This is a genomic window from Chromohalobacter marismortui, from assembly GCF_004364315.1.
In the GTDB taxonomy this organism is placed as follows: Bacteria; Pseudomonadota; Gammaproteobacteria; order Pseudomonadales; family Halomonadaceae; genus Chromohalobacter; species Chromohalobacter marismortui.
The window spans coordinates 467,850-488,568 of the sequence record NZ_SOBR01000004.1 but is presented as its reverse complement, the minus strand read 5'-3'; the positions used below and the strand labels follow the sequence as shown (position 1 = coordinate 488,568).

The following is a 20,719-nucleotide window of genomic DNA, read 5'->3' as shown; positions in this document are numbered from 1 at the left end:
AGAAGCGGCTCAATCGGACACGCCCTATGCCCACTCAGCTTCCGTCAAAAGGGACACTCTACATCGTCTCGGCGCCTTCCGGCGCGGGCAAGACCAGCCTGGTACGCGCCCTGCTCGAACGCATCGCGGGCATTCAGGTCAGCGTCTCGCACACCACGCGTACCATGCGTCCCGGCGAGCGCAACGGCGTCAACTACCACTTCGTCGACGTCACGACGTTCGAGCGGTTGATCGAAAGCGGCGACTTCATCGAGTACGCACGGGTCTTCGACAACTACTACGGCACCTCACGTGCCGCCGTGCAGGCCCTGCTCGACGCCGGCCAGGACGTGATCCTGGAAATCGACTGGCAAGGCGCCCGCCAAGTGCGTGCGGCCTTCGACGCGGCGGTCTCGGTGTTCATCCTGCCGCCTTCCCGGGAAGCGCTCCATGCACGGCTTGCCGGGCGCGGCACCGACGATGAAGCGACCATCGCGCGGCGCATGCGTGACGCGGTCGACGAGATGTCGCACTATGACGAATACGATCATGTCATCATCAACGACACCTTCGCGCATGCCCTCGACGAGCTGAGTTGCCTGGTACATGCCGAGCGGACACGCGTGAGCCGCGTACAGGCCGCTCACACCCCGCTACTGGAAGCGCTCTTGTCACGCGTGGAAGACGTCGAGTAGACTCGAGGGTCCTTCCGTAGGTCCGGCGCAAGCCGCTTTATATTTCTCGATCAGGGTCCACACTCATGGCACGCGTTACCGTAGAAGATTGCCTCGACAACGTCGATAACCGTTTTCAGTTGGTGATGATCGCCACCCAGCGTTCACGTCAACTCGCTCGCGGCTCGCGCGATGCCTTGCTGCCTTGGGAAAACGACAAGCCCACGGTCATGGCACTGCGTGAAATCGCCGCCGGCCTGGTCGACGCCAGCGTCCTCAACGAAGTCGTCGAGCCGCCCGCCGCCAAGCCGCGCCCCGAGCGAGAGTACAACGACTAAGGCCTCTCCATCCTCGAAGGCGCGCACTATGTTCACCATCGACGACCTCGCAGACCGACTCGGCAGCTACCTGCCGCCCGAGGAGATTCTGCACGTCAAGCGCGCCTTCTACTACGCCGAGCAGGCCCATGACGGTCAGCGTCGGCGCTCCGGCGAGCCCTACGTCACGCATCCGCTCGCCGTCGCCAACATCCTCGCCAACATGCACATGGACCATCAGAGTCTGATGGCGGCCATGCTGCACGACGTCATCGAAGATACCGGCGTGACCAAGGAAGCACTGGCCAGGCAGTTCGGCGACCCCGTGGCCGAACTGGTGGATGGCGTTTCCAAGCTGACCCAGATCACCTTCGAGGACAAGGCGGTCGCCCAGGCCGAGAATTTCCAGAAGATGGTCCTGGCGATGTCTCAGGACATCCGCGTGATCATCGTCAAGCTCACCGACCGCCTGCACAACATGCGTACCCTCGGGGCGCTCAGGCCTGACAAGAAGCGCCGCATCGCCCGCGAGACGCTGGAAATCTACGCCCGCATCGCCAGCCGCCTGGGCATCAACACCATCCGCGTCGAGCTCGAGGATCTCTCCTTCCAGGCGATCCACCCGATGCGCGCCGAACGCATCAAGCGCGCCGTCACCAAGGCGCGCGGCAATCGTCGCTCGATGATGCGCCAGATCCAGGACAGCCTGCAGAAATGCCTCGATGACGACGCGCTGGGCGGCAGCGTGGTGGGGCGCCAGAAACACCTGTTGTCGATCTATCGCAAGATGCGCGATCAGCGCAAACCCTTCGCCGAGATCATGGACGTGTTCGGGTTTCGCATCATCACCGACGACGTCGACACCTGTTACCGCATCCTCGGCGCGGTGCACAATCTTTACAAGCCGGTACCGGGGCGCTTCAAGGACTATATCGCCATCCCCAAGGCCAACGGCTACCAGAGCCTGCATACGACACTGTTCGGTCCCAGCGGGATGCCCATCGAGGTACAGATTCGTACCCGTGAGATGGAAGCGATGGCCAACAACGGCATCGCCGCACACTGGCTGTACAAGGCCGGCCAGACCGAACGCCCCATCGGCGCCGGCAGCCATGCGCGCGCGCGTGAGTGGGTACGCGGCCTGCTCGAAATGCAACGCCACGCCGGCAATTCCCTGGAGTTCATCGAGCACGTCAAGAACGACCTGTTCCCCGACGATATCTACGTGTTCACGCCCAAGGGCGATATCATGGAACTCCCCGGCGGCGCCACCGCGGTGGACTTCGCCTATAGCGTGCATACCGACATCGGCAACAGCTGCATCGCCTGCCGCATCGATCGTCATTTGGCACCGCTGTCCTCGACCCTGGAAAGCGGCCAGACGCTGGAAATCATCACCGCCCCCGGCGCCCGACCCAACCTGGCCTGGCTCAATTTCGTGGTCACCGCCAAGGCCCGCTCGGCGATCCGCCACGCCATCAAGCATCAGCAGCGCACCGAATCCGTGCAGCTCGGCCGGCGCCTGCTCAACCGCGCACTGAGCGCCTTCGAGACCAGCCTCGAAGAACTGCCCGAGCATCGCTTGGCGACGCTACTCGAGGAGCTTGAGCTCAAGCACGAGGACGATCTGCTCGAATCCATCGGCCTCGGCACGCGCATGGCCTACGCCATCGCGCGACGTCTTCTGGAATCCAGCGCGCCGTCGAGCGCCGAGGAAGTCGCCACGGCACCGGGCTCCGGCGTGCCCATCGTGATCAACGGTGCCGAGGGCATGGTGATCAGCTTCGCGCGCTGCTGCTACCCGCTGCCCGGCGACCCCATCGTCGGCCATCTATCGGTGGGCAAGGGGATCGTGGTGCACCGCCACGATTGTGGTAACCTTCAGGAACTGCGCGACGACCCCGACAAGCTGTTCGCCCTGGCGTGGTCGCAGCAGATCGACCAGGATTTCCCGGTGGCGCTGCGTCTCCACGTCGAGACGCGGCGCGGTCTGGTCGCCGAGCTGGCCGGCCTGGTGACCGACGCCGATGCCAACATCGAACGCATTGGCATCGAAGAACGCGATGCACGCTTGTCGATCATCAACTTGACGTTGGCCGTCCACAATCGCGTGCATCTGGCAAGTATCATGAAACGACTGCGCAACCTGCCCCACGTCGGCAAGATCACTCGCGTTCGCAGTTGACACCGTGGCGACCGACCCGCCGCTCCTGCTGGCGGCGGGTCGGTCGTTTCGTTTTTACGATGCCCGCCGCGCCCGCTCATGCGGACGCGGCGGCGTCGTTATTTTTGTCCATCGCAATGCGCACACCGCATAACGACAAGGAGCCATGCCATGAGCAACAAAGCCGTCATCAATACCGAGCAGGCGCCCGCCGCCATCGGCCCCTACTCGCAGGCCATCAAGGCCGGCAACACCGTGTACATGTCCGGGCAGATCCCGCTGGATCCCGGCACCATGGAGCTGGTCGGCGAGGACTTCGAAGCCCAGGCGCGTCAGGTCTTCACCAATCTCCAGGCCGTCTGCCACGAAGCCGCCGGCTCGCTGCAGGATATCGTCAAGCTCAACCTCTACCTGACCGATCTGGGCAACTTCGCCGTGGTCAATCAAATCATGGAAGAGTACTTCCAGACGCCGTATCCGGCCCGTGCCGCGGTCGGCGTCAAGCAGCTTCCCAAGGGCAGCCAGGTGGAAGCGGAAGCCGTGATGGTCATCGGCGACTGAGGCCGTCACTCGCCCCCGACACACGATCAGGCGCGGGCAGTCTGCGGCAGCTCACCGCGCAGCTTGCTCACGTCCGTGCGGGGCGGCACGCCGAACAGACGGCTGTACTCACGGCTGAAATGGGATGGACTGCCGTACCCCACGCGGAAACTGGCGGTGGCCGCCTCCATCCCTTCGGCCAGCATCAGCCTGCGCGCTTCGTGCAAGCGCAGTTTCTTCTGGAACTGCACCGGCGACATCCGGGTGACCTGCTTGAAGCTGTGGAACAGTGACGACTCGCTCATGTTCACCATCGCCGCCAGCTCGCGAACGCGCAGCGGCTCGGTGAAACGATCCTTGAGTACCGCGATCACCCTCGAGATGCGGTGGGTCTGGGTATCCGCCACCGCGAACTTGCGCATGTGCAGGCCGATCTCGCCGACCAGCGCGCGATAGAAGATCTCGCGCCGCACCAGCGGTGCGAGAATGCGGATGTCCTGGGGTGAATCGAGCAGGCTCACCAGTCGCAGCAAGGCGTCCACCAGCCCCTTCTCGGCCTGCACGCGCCCGAGGCCGCAAGCGGTCTCGGCGCACTCCCGCTCCTCCATCTCGCCCAGTCCCTCACCCAGCTCCAGTACCAGAGCGGTGACTTCCTGGGCATCGACGGCAAGCTTCAGCCCCAGGTAGGGCCGCTCCGCCGAAGCCTCGGTGACCTTGCCCAGCACCGGCAGATGCACCGCCGACACCATGCAGCTCAGCGGCCCATAATCGATTTCCCGATCACCCAGCCATATACGCTTGCTGCCCTGCGCGATCAGACACAGCGAAGGGTCGTAGACCGTCGAGCCGATACAGTTCGTCAACGAGGAATTGGCGCGCACCAGTTCCAGGCCCGGCACCGCCGTCGGCGTCAGACCTTCTTCCGGTGCCCATTTCTGTATCTGTCGAGACAGAGTATTCGCCAATTGGTCGATCTCATCATCCGGTGTCTCGAAAACAGGCTGCACGACACTCACGACTCCGCCCTCTCGTAGGTGGACTGGTTATCGGTGTTCGACAAAGCGCGAGTATAGGCCAGCCAACCGGCATTTTGATGACAAAAACCGATCCCTGCAGGATTGGGCAAGATCTTTGAAGGAACGGGCAAGCGCCTTCCTGAGCCGCTCGATGGCGAGCGCTTTTCTTATCCCCGATGAACGAGGTCTACAGGATTAGGCAATCAACCACGAGTAACCCGATAACGCGCCTCCGCCCTGGAACCGTACATTGATCGTCCATGATCCCATGCCGGCTCATCGTCGCCCGCCAGGGCGCTGCGCCGGACGCAAGGACACGGGATCGACGACCGGGAACGACCCAGGGGGCCAGGCAATGAAAAGGTTCGACCACAAGCGCATGCCGAGATCAGGGCTGACTCACGGCCTGGGCGTCATGCTCGTCAGCGCGCTGCTGACCGGCTGCGACGCCCATGGCGAGGCGGAATCCGCCAGTGCGCCGCCGCCCCCGGAAGTGGATGTGGCCACGGTGCTGGTGGCGCCGGTCACGCTGCGCGAGACCTTCACCGGCCGCGTGGCGTCGCCGCAGACCGTACAGGTTCGGCCACGGGTGAGCGGCTATATCGACGAGGTCGCCTTCGAGGAAGGCGAACTGGTCGAGGCCGGCGATCTGCTGTTCCGCATCGACCCCCGTCCCTACGAGGCCCGCGTCCAGGCCGCCAAGGCCTCATTGGCTCAGGCGCAGAGTCAACGCCGCCTCGCCAACGTCGAGGCGGAGCGATCCCGCCAGTTGATCCAGAAACACATGATTTCCCAGGAGCAGCACGATCAGCGCCAGGCGGCCGCGCTCGCTGCCCGGGCGCGGCAAGCCGAGGCCGAGGCCGCGCTGACCAGTGCCGAACTGGACCTGCAGTACACCCGGGTCACCGCGCCGGTGGCCGGCCGCACCGGACGCGCCATGGTCACCCAGGGCAATCTCGCCAGCGCCGATGCGTCGGTGCTGACCACGCTGGTGTCGGTGGATCCCTTGTACGTCTACTTCGACAGCAACGAAGCCGACGCGCAGGGAGCACAGACACTGCTGGCCCGGAACGAGCCGCTGACGCTGAACATCGGCCTGACCGGCGAGACGGGCTTCCCCCACCAGGGACGGCTGGATTTCGTCGACAACCAGATCAACGCGGATACCGGCACGCTGCGCTACCGCGCCGTCCTGCCCAATCCGGATGGCCTCTTCAGGCCCGGCCAGTTCGCGCGGGTGGAGATGCCCGTCGCCAACCTCAGCGAGGCGATGCTGATCAACCGCAAGGCCGTGCTCGCCAATCAGGACCGGCGCGTCGTCTACGTGGTCGGCGACGACGACACCGTGACGCCCCGCCAGGTACAGCTCGGCCGCGAGGTGGGCGATCTGGTAGTGGTCCGCGACGGCCTGAAGGCCGGTGAGCGGGTGATCGTCAACGGCACCCAGAAGATCCTCGCCCCCGGCATGCCGGTCACACCCAATCCGATCGCCATGCGCGAGGCGGGCGTGGGCAACGATGTTGCCGTCAACCGGCCCTAGCACTTCCCGGCGTTTCACGCTCGAGCGCGTCTCTCCCAGGCGTCTCTTCCCGGAATGACAAGACGCGGCGGGCATCGTCCCCGCCGCCCAGGAGCCAGTCGTCATGAATTTTTCCCGCTTTTTCGTCGACCGGCCGATCTTCGCCGCGGTGCTCTCCATCGTCATCTTCGCGGTAGGGGTCATCGCCATTCCCAATCTGCCGATCGGCGAGTACCCGGAGGTGGTGCCGCCCTCGGTGCTGGTGCGCACCACCTACCCGGGCGCCAACCCCAAGGAGATCGCCGAGACCGTGGCGACGCCGCTGGAGGAGGCGATCACCGGCGTCGAGGACATGATGTACTACAAGTCCGTGGCCGGCTCCGATGGCGTGCTGCAGATGACCATCACCTTCCAGCCCGGGACGGATGCCGAACAGGCCACCGTGCGCGTCCAGAACCGGGTCAGCCAGGCGCTGGCGCGGTTGCCGGAAGCGGTGCGGCGACAGGGCGTGACCACCCAGAAGCAGTCCCCGACCTTCCTGATGGTAGTGCACCTGGTCTCGCCGGATGACAGCTACGACACGCTCTACCTGCGCAACTATGCGCGTTTGCACGTGCGCGATCAGCTGGCGAAGATCTCCGGCGTCGGCGAGGCGCAGCTGTTCGGCGGCGGCGATTACGCCATGCGCGCCTGGCTGGACCCCGACCGTATCGCCTCTCACGGTCTCACCGCCGGCGACGTGGTCGCGGCCATGCGCGAACAGAACGTTCAGGTCTCCGCCGGCCAGATCGGCGCCGAGCCGATGCCGCACAGCGACTTCCTCACCCTGATCAACGCCAAGGGGCGCCTGTCCACCGAGCGGGAATTCGGCAACATCGTGCTCAAGGTCGGCGAGGATGGCGAGATCCTGCGACTTGGCGATGTCGCTCGGCTCGAGATGGGCGCGGGCGACTACACGCTGCGCTCCCGGCTGGACGGCAAGGAGGCCGTGGCGATCGGCATCTTCCAGTCGCCCGGCGCCAACGCCCTGCAGATTCGCGACCAGGTGATCCGGACCATGGACGAGCTGGCCACCCGGTTCCCGCCGGGAGTGGAGTATCGCACCGTCTACGACACCACCCTGTTCGTCAGCGACTCGATCCGCTCGGTGATCCAGACCCTGCTGGAAGCGATACTGCTGGTGGTGCTGGTGGTGACGCTGTTCCTGCAGACCTGGCGTGCGTCGCTGATTCCGCTGCTGGCGGTGCCGGTCTCGGTGGTGGGGACCTTCGCGGTGCTGTTGCTGCTGGGATATTCGATCAACACCCTGACCCTGTTCGGGCTGGTGCTCGCCATCGGCATCGTCGTCGACGACGCCATCGTGGTGGTGGAGAACGTGGAGCGCAACATCGGCCAGGGGCTGGCGCCACGCGCCGCCGCGCATCAGGCGATGCGCGAGGTGTCAGGGCCGATCGTCGCCATCGGCCTGGTGCTGTGTGCGGTGTTCGTGCCGATGGCCTTCCTGTCCGGCGTGACCGGCCAGTTCTACCGTCAGTTCGCGGTGACCATCGCCATCTCGACGGTGATCTCCACCATCAACTCGCTGACCCTGTCGCCGGCGCTGGCCGCGATACTGCTCAGGCCCCACGACGCCCCGAAGGATCGCCTGACTCGGATGATCGACGTCCTGTTCGGCTGGCTGTTCCGGCCGTTCAACCGCGTCTTCAACGCCGGCTCCCATCGCTACCAGGGCGTGGTCTCGAGCAGCCTGCGCCGGCGCGGCGCGGTGTTCGTGGTCTACCTGGTCCTGCTGGGGGCCACCGGCTACCTGTTGAAGATCGTGCCGCCGGGGTTCATTCCGGTGCAGGACAAGATGTACCTGATCGCCGGCGTGAAACTGCCGGAGGGCGCCTCACTGGATCGCACCGATGCCCTGCTGCGTCAGGTGGTGGACATCGCCATGCAGACCGACGGCGTCGAACACGCCATCTCGTTTCCCGGTCTCAACGCGCTGCAGTTCACCAACACCGCCAACACCGGGCTGGCGTTTCTGACCCTGAAGCCGTTCGATCAGCGCACCCGCACCGCAGCGGCGATCAACGCCGAGATCGCCGGCAAGATCAGCGGCCTCAAGGACGGCATCGCGTTCTCGTTCATGCCGCCGCCGATTCTGGGGCTGGGCAACGGTTCGGGCTATCAGCTGTTCATCGAGGATCGCGGCGGCCTCGGCTACGGCCCGCTGCAGGAGGCGGTGACCGCCTTCCAGGGCGCGGTGGTGCAGACGCCGGGGATGAGCTATCCGATCACCAGCTACCAGGCCAACGTGCCCCAGCTCGACGCCGAGGTGGATCGCCTCAAGGCCAAGACCCAGGGCGTGGCGGTGAGCGACCTGTTCGATACCCTGCAGACCTATCTGGGCTCCACCTACGTCAACGACTTCAACCGCTTCGGCCGCACCTGGCAGGTCATCGCCCAGGCCGACGCGCCCTATCGCGACAGCGTCGAGGACATCGCCCGGCTGCGCACCCGCAACGCCCAGGGCGACATGGTGCCGATCGGCTCGATGATCGATATCCGCCAGAGCTTCGGCCCCGACCCGGTGCTGCGCTTCAACGGCTACCCGGCGGCGGACCTGGCCGGCGAGGCCGATCCGCGGGTGCTCTCCTCGCCCCAGGCGATGAGCGTCTTGTCCGCTATCGGCGAGCGGGTGTTGCCGGCGGGCATCGACTTCGAATGGACCGACCTCAGCTATCAGCAGTCCACTCAAGGCAATGCCGCGCTGGTGGTGTTCCCGCTGGCGGTCCTGCTGGTGTTCCTGGTCCTGGCGGCGCTCTACGAGAGCTGGACGTTGCCGCTGGCGGTGATCCTGATCGTGCCGATGTGCCTGCTGTCGGCGCTGGTCGGCGTCAGGCTCTCCGGCGGCGATACCAACGTCTTCGTTCAGGTGGGGCTGGTGGTGCTGATCGGGCTGGCCTGCAAGAACGCCATCCTGATCGTCGAGTTCGCCCGCGAGCTCGAGTTCCAGGGGCGCGGCGTGGTGGCGGCGGCGCTGGAAGCGTGCCGGCTGCGACTGCGTCCGATCATCATGACCTCGATCACCTTCACCGCGGCGGTGATACCGCTGGCGCTGGGCCATGGCGCCGGGGCCGAGGTGCGCCAGGCGCTGGGGATCGCGGTGTTCGCCGGGATGCTCGGCGTGACCCTGTTCGGCCTGTTCCTGACGCCGGTCTTCTATGTCGCGCTGCGCAAGCTGGCCGGTCCGCTCAGCCAGGATCACGGCTCGACGATGGAAGGCGAAGATCACCGGCCGGAAAGCGACTCCGCCTGATCGGGAGCCACGGCCATACCCGCAAACCGTTGGCAAGAAGGGGAACGATACGGCACCCTGCTGGCAACCCCACCGGGAGCCGCTATCGTGACCGTTTCTCGCCGACTCTTCTTCGCCCTGTGGCCCGACGCCACCACGCGCCGGGCCCTGGCCGCCGAGGCCGAACGCCTGGCATCGCACTGCGGCGGCTATCCGCTGCCCGCGGAGAACATGCATATCACGCTGGCGTTTCTGGGTAATGTCGACGAGGCCCGAATCGCCCCACTCATCGCCCTCGCGCAGGCGTGGCCGGCGCTGCAGGGCGAGTGGACGCTGGATCGGCTCGGGCATTTCCCCAAGCCCCGCATCGTCTGGGCGGGCAGCCAGGCGCCGAGTCCCGCGCTTCTGACGCTCGATGCCAAGCTCTGGCAGGCGCTGGCCCGTCACGGCTTCACCGCGCCGCAGCGTGCCTTCACCCCGCATGTCAGCCTGGTGCGCCAGGCCGACCGCGCGGCCCCGGCGTCACGGCTGTCCCCCCCGCTCCGCTGGCGCTTCGACCATCTCGCCCTGGTGGAATCGCAGCTCGACGACGGCGGCTCGCGCTATCGGACGCTGGCTGACAACGTCGGCTGAGATCATGGCATTGGACGCGACTCGCTCTCGGCGGCTTCGAGAAACGCCTCGGTATCGCCCTGAAACAGTGGCAGCATGCGGGCCAGTCGCTCGTGAGGCCACTCCCACCAGGCCAGCGCCTCCAAGCGTACCACGGTGCCGGGATCCTCGAAGCGAGGCCGCAGCGGACGAGCGGGGTTACCGACGACGATGGTGTAGGCGTCAACGTCCTTGGTCACCACGCTGCCGGCACCGACGATGGCGCCATTGCCGATGGTGACGCCGGGCAGCACGATGGCACCGTGGCCGATCCAGACATCGTGACCGATAACGACACGATCCTCGGCACGCCAGTCGAAGATCCGGTCGTCGACGCCCTGGTCGCTTTCGGCAAAGGCGAACTTGCCGGGCCGGTAGCTGAAATGGTGCAGCGTCGGGCGCCACCAGGGGTGATTGCTGGGATTGATGCGCACACTGGAGGCGATCGACGTGAACCTGCCGATCTCGGCGAACATCAGATCGCAATCGCGCTCGACATAGCTGTAGTCGCCAAGCGTGACGTGATTGAAGACGCAGCGATCGCCCACCTCGGTCCAGGCGCCCAGATGACTTTCATGGAGCTTCGCCGTGGTCGCGCTGGTGGGGGCGGGGCTCAAGCGTAGGGAAACGGGCTGTGAAGACATGACTCTCTCTCAAAAAAGAATATCGCTGCCATCGGCGGCCAGCTCCACGCCTTCCGGCAGGGTCGGGGCGTTGCCAGGAGGTCGGCATCCAGTTCGTGACTGATATGCGTCAACCAGGCCTGCGCTGGTGACAATCGCTCGATGATCTCCAGCGCCATGCCGATGTTGTTGTGGTTGCGGGGCTCAGCATGAGAATCCGGGTGCGTGGCATCGATCACCACGCCGTGCGGCCGCCATTCGGTCAAGAAGCGCTCGGTGGCCCCGGGCAAACCGACGGTATCGCAAAGCCAGGCGATGCGATTGGCACCATCGTCCAGGGCGTAACCCAGCGTGGGTTTGCTGTGATTGAGCGGCAGCGGCGTCACCGTGAGACCGCCCAATGTGAGCGCGCGAAACGGCTTGAGGCCGGGCTGAAAAGCGAGGATGCCAGGATTCTTGTACAGGTCGGCACAGCCTTGAGGATCTTTCGGGCCATAGACCGGAATCGATTCGCCATGCCCCCAGCGCAGGTGCAGAAGCCCCTGGACGTGATCGGCGTGATAATGCGTCAGCAGAAGGGCCGCCGGACGCTGGCGCTCGCAGCGCGCGGCCAGATCCATGCGCCCGGCATCGATCAGGAATAGCTGCCCAGCGAGTTCGAGCTCGCCGCAACAAGGCTCGCGGCGGTGACAGCTCAGCAGCCGCGCACGCTGACACGCCGGGCAGTCGCAACCGAAGCAGGGCACCTGCCCGCTGTCGCCGGTGCCGGCGAAACGTAGCTTCATGCCGAATGCTCCGGCAGGTGTGAGGCATCGAGCCAGGCTTCGAGCGCCACCACGCCCTCCGCCAACTCGCCGCCGTTATCGATTCTCGCGATATCGGACAACGCCGCCTCCTCGCCGCGTCGCGCCAGACGCGCCTCGATCTCGGCCGGCGTCTCGCGGCCGCGGGCGATCAGACGCTGCCGCAGCACCTCGGCCTCTGCCACGATCAACAACGGTACCAGGGTTCCGCCGAATCGCTCGCGCGCCTTTTGCAACGCGCGGCGGCTGCCGTTGAGCACCACCGTATGCCCCGCCGCCAGCCACGTCTCGATCTCGATGCCGACGCCGTAGTCGAGCCCGTGCGCGTCCCAATGGAGGCAGAACAGCCCCTGCGCCCGGCGCCAGACGAACTCGGCAGCGCTCAACTCGACGCAATTCTCGCCGCCGCCACTCGACCGGGTGATATAGCGATGCGCCACCAGTACATCCGGGCGACGCCGGCGCAATTCGCGTAGCAGGCTGTCCTTGCCGACGCCGCTGGCACCCATGACGTAGAGCAATCGCCCCGGTGGGGAATGCCGGATATTCATGATGAATCCTCAATGCACTTGCTTGCCGGCGGACCACACCCGCTGCACCACCGGATGATCGTCGATCACTCGCACCCGCAGCAGATCGGCACGCAGCCCCGGCACCAGGCGTCCACGATCCTCGAGCCCTACCGCTTCGGCCGGTAGGCGGGTCGCGGTGGCAACGGCACGGGGCAAGGCATAGCCGGTCTCCATCGCCGCAACCTTGAACACCGCGTCGAGCAGCGCCGCCGGGTAGTAATCCGACGACAGGATATCCAGCACACCCTGTTCGACCAGCTCGGCGGCGGCGATATTGCCGGAGTGGGAGCCGCCGCGCACCACGTTGGGCGCGCCCATCATCACCGCCATGCCGGCGCGATGAGAGGCCTCGGCGGCTTCACGCGTGGTGGGGAATTCCGCCACCCGGGTGCCGTACTCAAAGCTCTCCGCGACGTGCTCTACGGTGGCATCGTCATGGCTGGCCAGCGCCAGGCTCCGCTCGCGGCAGGCGGCGGCAATGGCACGCCGTTGCATGGCGCTGTAGCGCTCACTGTTGTCGAGCTGGGCCTTCATGAAGGCCTCCATCGCCGCGTCGTCGAGACCATACTTGCCCTGATAGTAAACACGGTACGCCTCGAGACTGGCGAACTGGCGCTGACCGGGAGCATGGTCCATCAGCGAGACCAACCCCAGCAACGGCGACGACGCCAGCGCGTCGAAGCGCGCCAGCGTGTTCGGGTGACTCACCTCGCAACGCAGATGCAGGCGATGATCGACCCGCGCCAGACCGTCGTGCACGATCCGTGACAGCGTCTGGCACATCTCGTCGAGGGCGCCGTGACGCATGCTCTGCTCGTCGACGTCACCCACCGAGACCGCATCGAACACGGTGGTGATGCCGCTGGCCGCCATCTGGGCGTCATGGGCCAACGCCGCCTGAAGACTCGGCCACTCGACCTTGGGGCGCGGCTGGAAGTACTTCTCCATGTTATCGGTGTGCAGTTCGACCAGCCCCGGTAGCAGAATGTCGCCGCCGCAATCGATGGCGCCCGACGCCTGACTCACCCCTTGATCGACGGCGGCGATCCGGCCGTCGCGGATCACCAGGGTGCCGTCGATCGTCTCGTCGTCGAGCACCAGTGTGGCGTGGGTCAGAATCTGTTCCTGTGCGCTCATGACAGGCTCTCCCGGAAGTCCTGACTAACGATGGATAAGTTGCCCAGGCTGCCATCCAGTGGCAGCAGGCGGTCGGCGATGCGCTCACGAACATTTTCGTCGTGAAAGATGCCGAGCATGGCGGTACCACGCGCCTTGGCCTCGCCGATCAGCGCGATCACCACGTCACGATTGGCGGCATCCAGCGACGCGGTGGGCTCGTCGAGCAGCAGCAGCGGATGTTCGCCGATGAAGCCGCGGGCGATGTTGACGCGCTGCTGCTCGCCGCCGGAGAAGGTGCCGGGCGGCAGTTGCCACAGCCGCTCGGGCAGGTTGAGCCGGGCCAGCAGTGTCTCCGCCCGCTGGCGCGATTCGGCTTCATCGGCGCCGCGGGCCAGCAGCGGCTCCATTACCACGTCGACGGCGGCGACCCGCGGCACCACGCGCAGGAACTGGCTGACGTAGCCGATCACGTCCCGGCGCAGGCCATGCCAGGCATAGGCCGGCAGCGTCTCGAGGTCGAGTTCGCCGTCGTCGAAGTGCAGCCGGATTCGCCCCTGATCGATGCGGTAGTCGCCATAGAGCATCTTCAGCAGCGTGCTCTTGCCGATACCGCTGCGTCCGGCCAGCACCAGGCATTCACCGGCATGCAGTGTCAGCGAGAGCTCGCGCATCACGTCGATCTCGAGCCCGCCCTGGCCGTGCAGCAGGAACCGTTTGTGCAGCCCTTCCACCGTGAGGCGAGGCTGGGCGTAGGTCGTGGGATGCATCAAAATTCCTCCCTCAAGGCGTAAGGACCGAAGAAACCAGGAGTTGGGTGTACTCGTGCTGCGGGTCGTCGAGGATCTGGTCGGTGAGGCCGGTCTCCACCACCTGGCCGTGGCGCATCACCATCAGCCGGTGGGCGAGCAGGCGCGCCACGGCGAGATCGTGGGTCACCAGCACCACCGAGAGACCCAGCTGGCGTACCAGCGTGCGCAGCATGTCCAGCAGCCGCGCCTGCACCGAGACGTCGAGCCCGCCGGTGGGCTCGTCCATGAAGACCAGCCGTGGCCGAGTGACCAGAGTGCGAGCGATCTGCAGGCGCTGCTGCATGCCGCCGGAGAAGGTGCGCGGCGCATCGTCGATACGCCCGGGATCGAGCTCGACCTGGCGCATCCACGCCTGGCCGGTGGCGCGGAGCTGGCCGTAATGGCGTTGACCCTGGGCCATCAGCCGTTCGCCGATGTTGGCCCCGGCGGACACGCCCATGCGCAGGCCGTCGCGGGGGTTCTGGTGTACCAGCCCCCACTCGAGGCGCAGCAGTGCCCGGCGCCGTGCCTCGCCGATGGCGTAGAGATCGAGTGCGGCCTCTGCGTTTTCCTTCTGATCGCCGCCACTCTCGTGTTTGCCGGTGCCGGTTCGAGCGGCTTCAGGCTCGTTAGAAGAACGTCGATAGATCACTCGTCCCGCGTCCGGCGCTTCCAGGCCGGCGAGCACCCGCAACAGCGTCGACTTGCCGGAGCCGGATTCGCCGACGATGCCCAGCACCTCGCCGGCATGCAGTCGAAAATCGATCGCCTCGCAGCCCTTGGCGGGACCGTAGAGGCGGGTGATGTCCTGTACGTCGAGCAGGACCGGATATTCCTGTGCCGGCTTCTTCATGCCACGTCTCCCCGCCGGGTCTGGCAGTAGTCGGTATCGGAGCAGACGAACATCCGCCCGCCCTTGTCGTCGGTGATCACCTCGTCGAGGTAGCTGCGGTCGCTGCCGCACAGCGCGCAGCTATGCTCCCAGCGCTGGATCTCGAACGGATGGTCCTCGAAGTCGAGACTCTCGACCGGGGTATAGGGCGGGATCGCATAAAGCCGCTTCTCGCGCCCGGCGCCGAACAGCATTAGTGCCGGGTTGCCGTCGAGCTTGGGGTTGTCGAACTTGGGGATCGGCGACGGGTCCATCACGTAGCGTCCGTCGACCTTGACCGGGTAGGCATAGGTGGTGGCGATATGGCCGTAGCGGGCAATGTCCTCGTAGAGCTTGACGTGCATCACGCCGTACTCCTCCAGCGCGTGCATCAGTCGCGTCTCCTGCTCGCTGGGCTCGATGAAGCGCAGCGGCTCGGGAATCGGCACCTGGAACACCAGGATCTGGCCGGCGCGCAGCGGCGTCTCGGGGATCCGGTGGCGAGTCTGGATCACGTCCGCCGCCGTGGTGGCGGTGGTGGTCTCGACGCCGGCCACGCGCTGAAAGAAGTGGCGGATGCTGACCGCATTGGTGGTGTCGTCGGCCCCCTGGTCGATCACTTTGAGGATGTCGTCGGCCCCGAGAATGCTGGCGGTGAGCTGCACGCCACCGGTACCCCAGCCGTAGGGCATCGGCATCTCGCGGCCGCCGAACGGCACCTGGTAGCCGGGGATCGCCACCGCCTTGAGCAGCGCGCGGTGGATCATTCTTTTCGTCTGTTCGTCGAGGTAGGCGAAATTGTACCCGTCCATATCACCGCTCCTTCGGTTGGGGGCTGGCCGTATCACGAGCGCTGTCGAGTTCCGCCTGACGCGCGGCATGTTCGCGGCGCAGGCGTCTGAGCAGATCGAGCTCGGACTGGAAGTCGACGTAGTGCGGCAGCTTCAGATGCGAGACGAAGCCGGCGGCATCGACGCTGTCGGCGTGGGCCAGCACGAACTCCGCCTGCTGCGCCGGGCCGATGATCGGCTCGTCCAGCTCCTCGGCGCGCAGGGCACGATCGACCAGCGCCATGGCCATGGTCTTGCGCTCGTTGTGGCCGAAGGCGAGGCCGTACCCCCGCGTGAACTGCGGCGCGGCCTCGCGCGAGCCACCAAACTGGTTGATCATCTGGCACTCGCTGAGCGCGATCTCGCCGACGCAGATGGTCTCGTCCCACTCGTCGACGTGGATTTCCACTTCCACCTGGCCCAGGCGGATCTCGCCGGCAAACGGGTGGTTGCGGCCGTAGCCGCGCTGGGTGGAGTACCCCAGCGCCAGCAGGTAGCCCTCGTCGCCACGGGCCAGCATCTGCAGCCGGGCGGCGCGGTCCATCGGATAATCCGGTGGATCGCGGGTGATGTCCGTAGGCTCGCTGCCGTCGTCGATCTCCTGCTCCACCAGCCCTTCATCGTTGAGCAGTTCGAGAATCTGCGGGCATGGCTCGGCGTCGGTCACGTCATCCCGGGTCTCGGCAGGCGGCACCTCGGCGCCGGCCAGCTGCAGGAAGTCGAGCAGGCGGTGGGTGTAGTCGTAGGTCGGGCCCAGGATCTGGCCGCCGGGAATATCCTTGTAGGTGGCACTGATACGCCGTTCGATACGCATGCTGGCGGTGTCGAGCGGCTCGCTGACCGCCAGTCGCGGCAGCGTGGTGCGATAGGCCCGCAGCAGAAACACCGCTTCGGTGAGATCGCCGCTGGCCTGCTTGAACGCCAGCGCGGCGAGCTCCGGGTCATACAGCGAGGCTTCGCTCATCACCCGGTCGACGGCCAGGCGCAGCTGATCGCCGATCTGGTCGACCTCGAGTTCCGGGCGATCACGATCGCCGCGACGGCGGTCGGCCAGCCAGCGGTGGGCACTGGCGATGGCCTGCTCGCCTCCCTTGACGGCAACGTACATCAGTTCACCTCCCGAGAATCGACGCGCGTGCTGCGGGGCACTGCCGCCAGCTGCGCGCCGCAGCCGAAGATCATGTCCAGCCCCCGGGGGAAACTGGCACGGTTGGCGGCCAGCCGATCCTTCAGCGCCCGGCAGCCGGGGGAATCGCCGATGTCGAGTGCGCGGGTGGTCTCGATGCCAGGCCCGGAGAGCATCGAGGGCCCGGCGTTGGCCAGTCGCTCGACGACGACCAGCAGCGTGGTAGCGCGATCGGGATAGGTGTCGCTGCCCAGCGCAAACGGCGTCTGCGGATCGAAGGATTCATGGGTCAGCAGCGCGAAGTCGGCACTCACCGGGTCGTCGGTGATGCGCGCCCCGGTGTGGAAGGTCAGCGCCTGGCGCAGGGCCGGCGAGTCGAGGTCGGCGGCGATCCAGACGCGTGTCTCGAGATCGCAGAGTGTCAGTACCGCCCCCCACAGCGCGGCGCCAAGGGCGTCACTCGGCGCCGCCTGGGGCGGTGCCGGCAACGCCAGTGTCGTCAGCGTGCCCGGTTCGGACATGGCGCCGAGAATCTGGCGAAACAGGCGCTGGCTGTCGTGGGCGGGGTCGGCCAGTCCGGGCCAGACGAGATCCTTCGTCATTTCCGTCTTTACTGTCATTCCTGTCTCCATCGTCATTCGCCACGTACCAGCGTGAAAAAGTCGACGCGGGTGGCGGCGGCGGTGGCGGCGTCACGGCGTTGGCGCTCGGCCAGTTCCTCGGCCAGCGGCGCGAGCAGCTGCGCCTCGAGTGCCTCCTGCCATTCGGCGTGCTGGGCGACGGCATCGGCCAGCGCGATCAGTTCGGCGTGGCGATGATCGCGACCACGCACCCAGCCGTGGCCGACGGTGCCGTCGTCGAGAGCGACGCTGGCCCGGGTCAGGGTCATCTCGCCCAGGTGGAAGGCGTTGCCGGTACCGCCGGTACGCCCCTTGAGCATCGCCATGCCGGTCTCCGGGCCGCGGACGCAGCGGTGCGCGGGGAAATCGCCGAGCAACGCGCCCAGTGCGCCCCAGCGGGCCTCGATGTGCTGACGGGAGGAGAGCGCCAGCAATCGCTGACGGGCGCCTCGAGATGTGCGGCTCATGCGTCGTCCTCGTCGGATGGAAAGAGATCGGAAGGACCGGTCGTGCCGGCACCGCCGTGACGACCGTCCGTGGCTTCGTCGAAATCGATGTGATAGGAGAGCCGGTCGGCACGCGCCCGCCCCACGGAGACTTCCACCAGTACGCCGTCGGCGTCGGTGTTGTCGCTGGTCATCACCAGCAGCGGCGCGTTGAGCGGACACTGCAGCCAGCGGGTGTCGTCGCGATCGGCGCCGACGGCGTCGATGCGCACCCGCCGCCGATGCAGCTGCAGGCCGTAGTGCTGGGCCAGCAGGGCGCGGGTGGAGCCGCCGCGGTAGCGCGCCAACCAGCCCGGCACCCGTTCGGGATCGAACCAGTGGCGCAGGCGCATCAGCGGCGCGTCATCGACATAGCGCACGGTATCGACTCGCAGCAGCGGCTCGCTGGCAGGTCGCCCGAAGCGCTGGGCGATGGCCTCGGGGGGCATCACGAGATCTTGTTCGAGGCAGCAGGTACTCGAAGGGAGACCGAGGCCGGCGAGATTCTGGGTCACCTTGCTGCCGGCGCTGACGGCGTAGTCGAGTCGCCGATCGACCACCTGGGTGCCACGCCCCTGATGGCGGGTCACCAGGCCGGCAGCGACCACTTCGTCCAGCGCTCGGCGCACGGTGTGGCGGTTGACCGCGAAGCGCTTGGCGAGCTGTGCCTCGGTTGGCAGCAGGTCGCCGGGGCCGTAGTCGGCACGAACCTCGCGGACCAGTACGTCGGCCAGTTCACGATAGCGCGGCATCGAAAGGATTTGTCTAGACATCATCAGGCCCAAAAAAACCGAGGAACCCTCGGTATCAGATGAAACGTTTGCGCACTTGCTGAGACAGCATGTCGAGCAGCGACACCGCGACGATGATCACCAGCATGATCGTGGCCGCTTCGGCGTAGTCGAATCCGCGCAGGGTCTGCCACAGCGAGACGCCGATACCGCCACCGCCGACCATGCCCAGCACCGTCGCCGACCGGATGTTGGACTCGAAACGGTAGAGGCTCACCGAGAGCCAAAGCGGCAGCACCTGGGGGATCAGGCCGAAGGCGATCTCTTCGAGACGCCCGGCACCGGTGACGCGTATGCCTTCCATCGGCCCGGCATCGGCGGCCTCCACGGCCTCGGAAAAGAGTTTGGCCAGCACACCGGTGGTGTGGACGAACAAAGCAAGCGTTCCCGCGAAGGGGCCAAGCCCCACGGCCACCACGAACAACATCGCGAACACCAGCTCGTTGATCGCACGACAGGCATCCATCAAGCGGCGAACGGGCTGATTGATCCACCAGGGAGCGATGTTAGAAGCACTGAAAAGACCAAATGGCACGGCGCAGATCACCGCCAGCAGCGTGCCCCAGATGGCAATCTGGATCGTCACCAGCATCTCTTGGACATAGCGCATCAGGTTACCGAACGTCGGCGGTACGAAATCGCCAGCCAGCACCACCATGTTGTCGAAATTATCGAGCAGCAGCCCCGGGGCGATACCCGCGCCCTGCCATGCCCAGCTCAGCACCAGTAGTGCGACGGCCCAGCACAAGGGCTTCTTCCAGCTGCGCCTGCCGGCGCGCACCTGCATCTCATCGGAAATCGTTGTAGCCATCTTTCCTACTCAAGCCATCCAGCATTCGTCACCATCCAAACCGAGAAGAGGGACGCGCGTGCGCCCCCCGTCGTTGATCAGGACGCCTGTTGCGTGGTGTCCGCGTTCGCTTGCTGCCCCATACGCTGATCAAGCTTCTCGAGCCTGGCATCGAGCGCGTTGAGCTTCTGTTCCTTCTCCTGGGCATCAAGCGAGTCGTCGTTGGCGACGTTGGCGCGCTCCTTGAACAGCGCAAGCTGGCGAATCGGCAGCAGTTGAGCGTTGCTGGAGGGCTGAAAACCGGACCACTGCAGCGGCGTCAGAATCTCCTGCTCACGTTCGGTGTCACCGTAGTTCAGGAAGAATTCGCGCAGCTTTTCTTTTGTTGCTTCGGGCAGGTCCTCGCGCCATACCAACGGATCCGAGGGAATAAGCGGGGACTTCCAGATCACCTTGAGTTGCTCGGCCTTCTCCGGATGGGTCTCTTCCAGACGTGCCATGCTTTCGGTATTGAACGTGGCGACATCGACCATGTGATTGGCCACGCTCAACGCGTTGGTCTCGTGGCTCGAATTCAACGTACGCTTGAACGCAGACGCCGCCTCGACTCCGTTTTTGGCAAAGATGTAGTAACCCGGCACCAGGTAGCCTGAGGTGGAGTTGGGGTCGCCGTTGCCGAAGACCAGTTGGTCGGCGTTGTCGAGAATCTCGTCGACACTGTCGTAGGGACTGTCCTGATTGACGATCATCAGACTCCAGTAACCCGGCTCGCCATTGGCGGCGACGGTCTGGGCGAAGATCTCACCGCCGGCACGATCGACCGCCTCCATCGCGGCCTTATTGCCATACCAGGCGACATCGACCTTGTCGAAACGCATCGCCTGGATCACGCCGGCGTAGTCGGTGGCGAAGAACGGCTCGACCTGCATGCCCATCGCATCGGACATGTCGTCGAGCAGGGGCTGGAACATTTCGCGCTGCGCGTTCATGGACTCGGTGGAAATGATGCCGAAGGTCAGCGTGTCATGTTCTTGGGCGTGCGCCGGTAGCCCGCCCCCGATGCCGATGGTCGCGATGAGTGGCAAAGCCAGACGGTGCAGAGAGCGTAAAGCCATATTCGACTCCTGATGGTTGCGATCGCTGAAGCGTTGTGAA

General features: G+C 65.8%; 21 protein-coding genes. 7 read left to right on the top strand and 14 right to left on the bottom strand.

Features of this window, described 5'->3' with window-relative positions; all coding sequences use genetic code 11:
- Positions 1 to 26: 26 nt before the first annotated feature.
- The 4 genes from gmk to C8E00_RS11580 all read left to right on the top strand — a co-directional run bounded on the left by gmk (position 27) and on the right by C8E00_RS11580 (position 3,695).
- On the top strand, positions 27 to 674 hold the full coding sequence (gene gmk / locus C8E00_RS11595; protein ID WP_133697650.1) for a guanylate kinase: 648 nt from the start codon (positions 27 to 29) through the stop codon (positions 672 to 674).
- A gap of 65 nt (positions 675 to 739) precedes the next feature.
- Entirely contained in the window at positions 740 to 991 is a 252-nt protein-coding gene (rpoZ, locus tag C8E00_RS11590) for a DNA-directed RNA polymerase subunit omega (RefSeq protein WP_133697649.1), read from the top strand.
- A 28-nt stretch (positions 992 to 1,019) separates the two neighbouring features.
- Complete coding sequence (gene spoT / locus C8E00_RS11585) at positions 1,020 to 3,155, top strand: bifunctional GTP diphosphokinase/guanosine-3',5'-bis pyrophosphate 3'-pyrophosphohydrolase (RefSeq protein ID WP_133697648.1); 2,136 nt, start codon at positions 1,020 to 1,022, stop codon at positions 3,153 to 3,155.
- 150 nt (positions 3,156 to 3,305) lie between these two features.
- The gene (locus C8E00_RS11580) at positions 3,306 to 3,695 is read left to right on the top strand and encodes a RidA family protein (protein ID WP_133697647.1); all 390 of its coding nucleotides are present in this window, start codon (positions 3,306 to 3,308) and stop codon (positions 3,693 to 3,695) included.
- Positions 3,696 to 3,721: 26 nt separating this feature from the next.
- Here C8E00_RS11580 and C8E00_RS11575 read toward each other — a convergent pair whose 3' ends face one another.
- Entirely contained in the window at positions 3,722 to 4,690 is a 969-nt protein-coding gene (locus C8E00_RS11575) for an AraC family transcriptional regulator (protein ID WP_133697646.1), read from the bottom strand.
- 355 nt (positions 4,691 to 5,045) lie between these two features.
- On the opposite strand from C8E00_RS11575, the gene C8E00_RS11570 reads away from it, so the two are divergent.
- The 3 genes from C8E00_RS11570 to thpR all read left to right on the top strand — a co-directional run bounded on the left by C8E00_RS11570 (position 5,046) and on the right by thpR (position 10,128).
- Positions 5,046 to 6,230 (top strand): efflux RND transporter periplasmic adaptor subunit, encoded by a 1,185-nt coding sequence (locus C8E00_RS11570; RefSeq protein ID WP_133697645.1) that lies wholly within the window; start codon positions 5,046 to 5,048, stop codon positions 6,228 to 6,230.
- A 103-nt stretch (positions 6,231 to 6,333) separates the two neighbouring features.
- Positions 6,334 to 9,516 carry an efflux RND transporter permease subunit gene (locus tag C8E00_RS11565; RefSeq protein WP_133697644.1) on the top strand — a complete coding sequence of 1,061 codons (3,183 nt, stop codon included), beginning with the start codon at positions 6,334 to 6,336 and terminating at the stop codon, positions 9,514 to 9,516.
- 87 nt (positions 9,517 to 9,603) lie between these two features.
- Entirely contained in the window at positions 9,604 to 10,128 is a 525-nt protein-coding gene (gene thpR / locus C8E00_RS11560; protein ID WP_166638312.1) for an RNA 2',3'-cyclic phosphodiesterase, read from the top strand.
- Positions 10,129 to 10,130: 2 nt separating this feature from the next.
- Here thpR and C8E00_RS11555 read toward each other — a convergent pair whose 3' ends face one another.
- The 13 genes from C8E00_RS11555 to phnD all read right to left on the bottom strand — a co-directional run bounded on the left by C8E00_RS11555 (position 10,131) and on the right by phnD (position 20,679).
- Positions 10,131 to 10,790 carry a DapH/DapD/GlmU-related protein gene (locus C8E00_RS11555; protein ID WP_133697642.1) on the bottom strand — a complete coding sequence of 220 codons (660 nt, stop codon included), beginning with the start codon at positions 10,788 to 10,790 and terminating at the stop codon, positions 10,131 to 10,133.
- The gene (gene phnP / locus C8E00_RS11550) at positions 10,760 to 11,554 is read right to left on the bottom strand and encodes a phosphonate metabolism protein PhnP (protein WP_243833180.1); all 795 of its coding nucleotides are present in this window, start codon (positions 11,552 to 11,554) and stop codon (positions 10,760 to 10,762) included. Before phnP ends, C8E00_RS11555 begins: the two co-directional genes overlap by 31 nt.
- Complete coding sequence (phnN, locus tag C8E00_RS11545; RefSeq protein ID WP_133697641.1) at positions 11,551 to 12,123, bottom strand: ribose 1,5-bisphosphokinase; 573 nt, start codon at positions 12,121 to 12,123, stop codon at positions 11,551 to 11,553. The genes phnP and phnN overlap by 4 nt, the downstream gene beginning before the upstream one ends.
- Before the next feature lie 9 nt (positions 12,124 to 12,132).
- Positions 12,133 to 13,281: an alpha-D-ribose 1-methylphosphonate 5-triphosphate diphosphatase gene (locus C8E00_RS11540; RefSeq protein WP_133697640.1), complete on the bottom strand. Its 1,149-nt coding sequence runs from the start codon at positions 13,279 to 13,281 to the stop codon at positions 12,133 to 12,135.
- Positions 13,278 to 14,030, bottom strand: coding sequence for a phosphonate C-P lyase system protein PhnL (gene phnL / locus C8E00_RS11535; RefSeq protein ID WP_133697639.1), 753 nt, complete (start codon positions 14,028 to 14,030; stop codon positions 13,278 to 13,280). Before phnL ends, C8E00_RS11540 begins: the two co-directional genes overlap by 4 nt.
- 13 nt (positions 14,031 to 14,043) lie before the next feature.
- A complete protein-coding gene (locus C8E00_RS11530) occupies positions 14,044 to 14,904 on the bottom strand; it encodes a phosphonate C-P lyase system protein PhnK (protein WP_133697638.1) in 861 nt (286 codons plus the stop codon).
- Positions 14,901 to 15,734 carry an alpha-D-ribose 1-methylphosphonate 5-phosphate C-P-lyase PhnJ gene (locus tag C8E00_RS11525; protein WP_133697637.1) on the bottom strand — a complete coding sequence of 278 codons (834 nt, stop codon included), beginning with the start codon at positions 15,732 to 15,734 and terminating at the stop codon, positions 14,901 to 14,903. The genes C8E00_RS11530 and C8E00_RS11525 overlap by 4 nt, the downstream gene beginning before the upstream one ends.
- Position 15,735: 1 nt before the next feature.
- Positions 15,736 to 16,860, bottom strand: a complete 1,125-nt coding sequence (locus C8E00_RS11520; protein ID WP_133697636.1) for a carbon-phosphorus lyase complex subunit — start codon at positions 16,858 to 16,860, stop codon at positions 15,736 to 15,738.
- Positions 16,860 to 17,498 (bottom strand): phosphonate C-P lyase system protein PhnH, encoded by a 639-nt coding sequence (gene phnH / locus C8E00_RS11515; protein ID WP_243833179.1) that lies wholly within the window; start codon positions 17,496 to 17,498, stop codon positions 16,860 to 16,862. Before phnH ends, C8E00_RS11520 begins: the two co-directional genes overlap by 1 nt.
- A gap of 14 nt (positions 17,499 to 17,512) precedes the next feature.
- Positions 17,513 to 17,965, bottom strand: coding sequence for a phosphonate C-P lyase system protein PhnG (gene phnG, locus C8E00_RS11510; protein ID WP_133697635.1), 453 nt, complete (start codon positions 17,963 to 17,965; stop codon positions 17,513 to 17,515).
- Positions 17,962 to 18,756, bottom strand: coding sequence for a phosphonate metabolism transcriptional regulator PhnF (gene phnF / locus C8E00_RS11505; RefSeq protein ID WP_166638311.1), 795 nt, complete (start codon positions 18,754 to 18,756; stop codon positions 17,962 to 17,964). Before phnF ends, phnG begins: the two co-directional genes overlap by 4 nt.
- A 34-nt stretch (positions 18,757 to 18,790) precedes the next feature.
- Complete coding sequence (gene phnE / locus C8E00_RS11500; RefSeq protein ID WP_133697633.1) at positions 18,791 to 19,585, bottom strand: phosphonate ABC transporter, permease protein PhnE; 795 nt, start codon at positions 19,583 to 19,585, stop codon at positions 18,791 to 18,793.
- A gap of 77 nt (positions 19,586 to 19,662) precedes the next feature.
- Entirely contained in the window at positions 19,663 to 20,679 is a 1,017-nt protein-coding gene (gene phnD / locus C8E00_RS11495; RefSeq protein ID WP_133697632.1) for a phosphonate ABC transporter substrate-binding protein, read from the bottom strand.
- Positions 20,680 to 20,719 lie beyond the last annotated feature (40 nt).

Coding starts and splice junctions, on each gene's coding strand:
- C8E00_RS11525 (WP_133697637.1), bottom strand. CDS start 15,734: ATGGACGGGTACAATTTCGCCTACCTCGACGAACAGACGAAAAGAATG.
- phnN (WP_133697641.1), bottom strand. CDS start 12,123: ATGAATATCCGGCATTCCCCACCGGGGCGATTGCTCTACGTCATGGGT.
- C8E00_RS11580 (WP_133697647.1), top strand. CDS start 3,306: ATGAGCAACAAAGCCGTCATCAATACCGAGCAGGCGCCCGCCGCCATC.
- phnP (WP_243833180.1), bottom strand. CDS start 11,554: ATGAAGCTACGTTTCGCCGGCACCGGCGACAGCGGGCAGGTGCCCTGC.
- C8E00_RS11565 (WP_133697644.1), top strand. CDS start 6,334: ATGAATTTTTCCCGCTTTTTCGTCGACCGGCCGATCTTCGCCGCGGTG.
- spoT (WP_133697648.1), top strand. CDS start 1,020: ATGTTCACCATCGACGACCTCGCAGACCGACTCGGCAGCTACCTGCCG.
- C8E00_RS11555 (WP_133697642.1), bottom strand. CDS start 10,790: ATGTCTTCACAGCCCGTTTCCCTACGCTTGAGCCCCGCCCCCACCAGC.
- phnD (WP_133697632.1), bottom strand. CDS start 20,679: ATGGCTTTACGCTCTCTGCACCGTCTGGCTTTGCCACTCATCGCGACC.
- phnH (WP_243833179.1), bottom strand. CDS start 17,498: ATGACAGTAAAGACGGAAATGACGAAGGATCTCGTCTGGCCCGGACTG.
- phnL (WP_133697639.1), bottom strand. CDS start 14,030: ATGCATCCCACGACCTACGCCCAGCCTCGCCTCACGGTGGAAGGGCTG.
- phnE (WP_133697633.1), bottom strand. CDS start 19,585: ATGGCTACAACGATTTCCGATGAGATGCAGGTGCGCGCCGGCAGGCGC.
- C8E00_RS11520 (WP_133697636.1), bottom strand. CDS start 16,860: ATGTACGTTGCCGTCAAGGGAGGCGAGCAGGCCATCGCCAGTGCCCAC.
- C8E00_RS11570 (WP_133697645.1), top strand. CDS start 5,046: ATGAAAAGGTTCGACCACAAGCGCATGCCGAGATCAGGGCTGACTCAC.
- phnG (WP_133697635.1), bottom strand. CDS start 17,965: ATGAGCCGCACATCTCGAGGCGCCCGTCAGCGATTGCTGGCGCTCTCC.
- C8E00_RS11540 (WP_133697640.1), bottom strand. CDS start 13,281: ATGAGCGCACAGGAACAGATTCTGACCCACGCCACACTGGTGCTCGAC.
- C8E00_RS11530 (WP_133697638.1), bottom strand. CDS start 14,904: ATGAAGAAGCCGGCACAGGAATATCCGGTCCTGCTCGACGTACAGGAC.
- gmk (WP_133697650.1), top strand. CDS start 27: ATGCCCACTCAGCTTCCGTCAAAAGGGACACTCTACATCGTCTCGGCG.
- rpoZ (WP_133697649.1), top strand. CDS start 740: ATGGCACGCGTTACCGTAGAAGATTGCCTCGACAACGTCGATAACCGT.
- phnF (WP_166638311.1), bottom strand. CDS start 18,756: ATGTCTAGACAAATCCTTTCGATGCCGCGCTATCGTGAACTGGCCGAC.